The sequence below is a fragment of the Roseibium sp. RKSG952 genome, from assembly GCF_009711355.1.
Genome location: NZ_SMMF01000732.1, coordinates 1 through 6,025 on the forward strand (window position 1 = coordinate 1; position 6,025 = coordinate 6,025).

The 6,025-nt window shown below is 49.6% G+C and carries 3 protein-coding genes; 1 reads left to right on the forward strand and 2 read right to left on the reverse strand.

Annotated elements, in window-relative coordinates; genetic code table 11:
• Nucleotides 1-159: 159 nt before the first annotated feature.
• Together E1297_RS04995 and E1297_RS05000 are read right to left on the reverse strand one after the other, a co-directional pair.
• On the reverse strand, nt 160-1,791 hold the full coding sequence (locus E1297_RS04995; protein ID WP_155134703.1) for an NAD(P)-binding domain-containing protein: 1,632 nt from the start codon (nt 1,789-1,791) through the stop codon (nt 160-162).
• A 143-nt stretch (nt 1,792-1,934) separates the two neighbouring features.
• On the reverse strand, nt 1,935-4,691 hold the full coding sequence (locus E1297_RS05000) for an AMP-binding protein (RefSeq protein WP_155134706.1): 2,757 nt from the start codon (nt 4,689-4,691) through the stop codon (nt 1,935-1,937).
• A gap of 299 nt (nt 4,692-4,990) precedes the next feature.
• Between E1297_RS05000 and E1297_RS05005 the strand changes: the two genes are divergently transcribed.
• A partial coding sequence (locus E1297_RS05005) for a sulfotransferase domain-containing protein (RefSeq protein WP_155134709.1) occupies nt 4,991-6,025 on the forward strand: 1,035 nt, incomplete at its 3' end.

A 6,025-nucleotide genomic window follows, 5' to 3' on the forward strand; every position in this document is an offset into this window, starting at 1 on the left:
TTGCTAACCGAAGAATCCAAACTGAAAGCATAATTCAACTCACATAGCCAGACACAATCCTAAACTGTGACGTGTACAGGGGGAATGGCCCCGGTGATAAGTGGGCTTCGCGATTTGTCCGGTGATTTCAAGCGCGAAGTGCAACAAAGTGTAAGCTGCTCAAGCTGCCCTGTCTTTTCTCAAGGCCGCAATCCGCTTTTCGACGAATTCCTGAATAACATCTACCTGATTATAGTTATGCCATTCGCCCAGTCGCTTTTCTCCATGGCTTTTTGTAAAGAACCGGTCAAAGGATCCAGGTACGTAACAGCCGTAGATGTCTTCGAGAATATGTTGCTCATCCTGTTTCTCGCCTGAGCTGTAGGCTCTTAAAATCGGATGCACGAAAACGCTGGCATCTGCCTCCTCTCTGGTCGGGCGCCGTTGGAACGACAAAACATTGTTGTTGTCGGGCTGCCCCCAAAGAAAGGAAATGATTATGACCAACTCCGAATTCGCAAAACGCTCCTTCGCATAATCCATCATCACGCCACTGTAATATTCAAACTTGCCATTCTCATAGACAAGAACATCCGCAAGGAAGTCAAACTGGAAGAAGAGAGCCGAACTCATCGTCAGTCTCTTGGCGATATGCCTTGCCATGTCGTCCGGGTTTCCCGAAAGATTCTCCCGAGGCATTGCGACGTCATGGTTCTTTTCCTCCAGAACATTGAACAAGGCCTGGGCGTTATGCCTGAACCCCCCAATGAAGGTGCTTGCCGCCTTCTGAAAATCGATCCCCTGCGTCAGGGTCCCGGCGAAATAGAGATTTTCGACATTCTCGGATTCCCACGTGTTCGTCAAAGCGGGGAACCGATCATCAATGATCAAATCAGGTTTGGTGTCATCATCAAAGATCGACGTGTCGATCTTGAAACCGGTGCAGGTGATGATCCTGTCATAATAATCGGTCTGGGTGTCACCTTCCGCATGGGAATACGTGATATCGACTTCAAGCTCCGATCCGTTATGCCTGATTTCGTTTATGTCCGCGTCAAGGATCACACAGTTGATGGCTTTCAACTGATAGGCATCCAGCGGGCCAATCAACGTGGACCGTGCATGCCCGCTGTGCTTTGTCTGCCAAGCGAGGCGCAGGGATGTCGGGCTCATCAAGATTGAAATCATCGCCCGGTTCTGAATGACATTCAGGACTTCGAATGCCGAATTACCCTTGCCGATGATCAACACACGTTGCCCCTCATAATCTGCGGGGTTCATCGAAACTGTCGAATAGTCATCGGTTGCAAGATCGATCCCCTTGATATCCGGAATATAGGGAACACCACCTGTCGCAATGATCAGGTTTCGGGTCTGGTATGTCGCTCCGTTCTGGTCGGTGATTGTAAACACGTCATCCGATTTCGCGACATTCACAACACTTGTTTCATAGTTGATGTTGAGATCAAACTGCTTCGTGAACTCATCAAGATAAGTCACGAGATTGTCAGCTTTGGGAAGGAAATCCTTATCGAAGTTGCGGAATTTCGGCGCATCCGGATCGCCGTCCGTCAAAAGCGAATTCCAGTCGAACCGCATTTGGATTTCCGCATCATCGGACGGCACCGGCGGGCGGTTGTAGGAGATCAATTGCCGCGAACGGGGAAAGGTCTGAAAGAATGTTCCGGCCTGCCGACCACGTTCCAGCACCAGATAGTCCCTGCCGGCTTTTTCCATGAAAAACGCAAGCTGCACACCAGCCGGGCCAGCACCAATTACAACATAGTCAAGCATTTCGACACCCTTTCTCATGGAGGTTTCCAAATAGCTTCAAATTCGCCTGAGCTTCACCTAATATTTAAAATTCGAAAAATACTCATTTAATAAGTATTATATAAATATAAATAATAAAATTAAATATAATAAATATTTTATGCTTAAATTATTTGAGAGCATTAAAAATTCACATCATAAATATATTCTCTGAATTTCTCCTGAAATATACTGATATTTTCAGCGTTCATGACGGAGTTATGCGAACCGGGAACCTTTATGAATTTCAAAGGATATCGAGAATACTTTTGACAATGCCTAAATTCTCTCTCCATGACTTCTTCACTTTCGATCCAGTCTGTATCAGGGCAAAGAACACTCATTCGACCAACGGACCCGGAGACAGCGTGCCTTATCTGGCAATACTTCAGGGCGCAACTCACCCGAACCATCCTTTCGAAGTGATCCTTGCAAAGACCAATCTCTTCAAGTCGCTTGAGTGAAGCATGCCGGAACGTATGCTCGATCGGATCGATATCAGGGTTCAGACGTAAAAACGCATCCATGTCCGTGATCTGGTCTTCACGACAAAGTCCCAGAAAAAACGCAGACTTAACCGCAGTGTCAACGAGATCCGGCGGCTCTTCATGCCCGGCCCCGACAATACCCGCGATGCCGATGACCGCAACCTCTTCCCCGAGCTCCTCAAGGCGTTGTCCGACGAGAAAGGCGATCAGAGCACCAAGGGAATATCCGGCTATGATATAGGGACCGATTTCCTGTTTCCGGCGAATGGCATCCGCATACACCATCACCAGCTCTTCAAAAGTCTCAAAGGGTTCTTCCTCCTCCTCGATTCCCCTTGCACGTATTCCGTAAAAAGGGCGCTCGCCGGAGAAAAACTGGGAGAGGTTCAAAAAGACCATGACGTCTCCCATGCCGTCATGAATGCAGAAAACAGGACGCCCCGCTCCCTTTCCCTGCAGAAGCACCAGAGGGTTGTAGGGCCGCTTGCCTACCGTCCCCCCTTCGATTAGCTTGGCAATCGCCTCCGCAGTCGGCTCTTGCATCAAATCGATAAGGCCAATGCCCGATGCTTCAGTGAACTTTTCCCTGAGCAGAGCCTGCAGACGGAAGAACTCGATAGACGTGCCACCAAGGTCGAAAAAACTGCGCCGGACGCCGATTCTTTCTTCAGTGAGCCCGATCGCTTCGGACATAATTTTCAAAACACCCTCTTCGGTCGAGGTGCGCGGTGCGATAACCTCGCCGAGCAATTGTTGAGTGATCGAAGATGCCTCTTGGACGAGCGCAGAAAACTCCCCGGCCTCCAGTCTCCGGCGCAGGTCCGTACGCTTGATCTTGCCAAGACTTGATCGCACCAGAACACGTTCCGGCACTGGCAACGCGAGTGCAGGCCGGACCCCCCACTTGAGAACAGTCAACTTTTGGATCGACGAAACGGTATGAGCCAGAGAGAACATGCCATCCCTGCCGTTTAACGGGTGGAAGAAGACCACAAGATCTTCCGTCGCGCCCCCTCTTTTACGTGTTGGAAATGCGGCGACTGTTCCAGGCTTGATCCCGTCAAGTTTTTCCAGTGCCGTTTCCAACTCTTTCAAGGAGAAGTTATTGCCGTTTACAATAACCGTGTCCTTGGCTCTGCCGACAAGCAGAAGCCCTTCGCTGTCGCTGTAGGTACCCAGATCGCCGGTTCTGAACCAGCCATCATCGGTAAACGCCTCCCGTGTGGCTTCGGGGTTGCGGTAATACTCCCCGAACACCATCGGCCCCCGTAACTGAAGTTCACCGATGTCGCTCTCATCTGGATCGCAAGCGATCCGAAGCTCCATATCTTCAATCGGCCACCCTACCGACGCGAATTCTGACTGTCCTTCAGAGGAAAAGTGCCTGTTGTAAATGCAACCGGTACAAGTCTCTGTCATCCCGAATGAGGGCCAAATTGCGTCGCCAGCCAAGCCATAGGGCGCAAGGACCTCATGGGTCTTTCGAACCGTATCGCTTACAATCGCTTCACCACTAGCTGTCAGATGCTGCATCGCGCTCAAGTCAACGCCGTTCATACGCTCCCCGAAGTCGGGCTTTTCCGCATCAACGACAGTTCGGGCCAGGATGAAATTCGGAACAAATGATGTCGATACGCCGAAGTCGCTTGCAAGGCGCCAGAAAGCAGCAGGGTCTGACAAAACGGACGCGGCCGGAACATTGACGACGCTACTCCCGGAATAGGCCGGCCGCAACAGCCCGTTCATGAAGGCTCCGATGTGGTCAAACAACAGCCAGTTCAAATAGGTTCCGCCCGTACTAAGAGCGTTTTCCCGGAAGCATGCTGCAAGCGAAGTCAGGATCATACCATGCGTAAGGACCACCGCCTTTGGCAATCCTGTTGACCCTGAGGTCAGGCTGAGCATTGCCGTGGCATCCCGCCTGACCGGGCTGCTGAGTGTAAGATCAGACGGAGCTGAAGAACTCCGCAAATCCTCCAAGATTAGCAACTCTTCTTGATGATCGAATATCCGGTTCAACTGTCGGCGTGTCATGATTGCAGGATGATTGAAAAGATCGGTAAGATAACGGACCAACCGATCCCATCCGGATCTGTCGGCACTGTTCGGAGTTACCGGACACAAGGGAATACCGGCCGACAGGCATGCCCACGCAAGCGGAATGAAATCCTCCGCCCTGTCCAGAACCGCGACAACAACCCTGTCCCGGTTCAGCCCGGCTGCGTGCAATTGGTTCCGAAGACAACGGGCCTCTTCGAAAACATCGGCGTAGCTCTTCCGAACCGTACCGGCATCGCTTTCAAAAATGAATCTGCACCCTGCATTCTCAGGCACAGCTCGTTCAAGCATGTCCGCAAGATTTGAAGGCGGCTCTTCATGCAAGTCGAAACCTCTCTGAAGTTGCGTCCACATTGAAGAACTCCTGATCTAATTAACAAAATTCGTGAACATCAATCACAACAGACAAGTTCGAACAGATTTTAGCTGAAGCTCATATCGTTGCATCAATCCTGCAAACAAGTTTATAAATTGGAGACTCGAACCCTTCAGTGCACAATTTTATAAAAATATTAATTAATATTTTATTTGAAATAAATAATAATGTAATATTTTATCAGATAAAACTAATAAAATACTGCACCTGTTGAAAATAAAAAATTAATCCAGACATGAAGAGACGAAGAGATTAATTTTTAAATTAAGGATTTGTCATGACCGAGGAAATCCCCGGCAGTGAAAACCGCCCGGACAGTCAATCAGAAAAATTTGATTTTCAAACACGGGAAAGTGGACTCGCCCATGCTTGGAGTCGGCTGGATTATCGTGACGACGATATTGTCATTGCCAGCCACGGAAAGTCCGGCACCACATGGCTCCAGCAGATCGTCTGTCAGTTGATCTTTGACGGTGATCCGACCATCGCCCTTCAAGACAAGGCAGTTATGCTGGGTGGAAGACATCTTCCGCTTGATGAACAGCTTGATATTCTGGCAGCGCAAAAACACCGGCGTTTCATTAAGACACATGCGCGCGTCGAAGCCGTGAGCTTCTCAGACAGGATGAAATATATCTATATTGCACGGGACGGGAGAGACGTGGCCTGGAGCATGTTCAACATTGCCTCCAAACGAAATAACCAAAATTCACTGATCGGAAACTCAACGATTGAAAAATCGTGGCATCAACCCAAAGCACGACCAGCTACTGAGGAGCGGGATCCGGTGATTTTTTTCCGGGAATGGATGGCAAGTGACGGCTATCCCTTCTGGCCATTCTGGGCGAATATACGATCATGGTGGAATGTTCGAAACAGACCGAATGTGATGTTTCTGCATTACAACAATCTCAAGGAAGATCTTGAAAAATCGGTACATCAGATTTCCAGCTTCCTGGAATTGAATAAATCTGAAGCCGTCATCTCCAAAGCTGTCGAACATTCCGGATTTTCCTGGATGAAAAAAAACGCGGATCTGGTCGCACCATATGGTGGCAAACTCTGGCATGGAGGAGGCAAAACTTTCATCAACAAAGGCACCAATGGACGGTGGAAAGACCTGCTGTCCGCCGATGACGTGTCTGAATACGAAGCAAGGGCAAAAAGGGAACTCAGCCCGGACTGCGCCCACTGGCTTGCAACCGGGCGCCTGCTTTCCGGTGAGAGCCCCGCAGACCGCTGGAGCCGAACGCAGAATGGGCCCTGTCGCAATTTTTTTGATGTATACCGCTCTCACTCCAAAACCCGAATA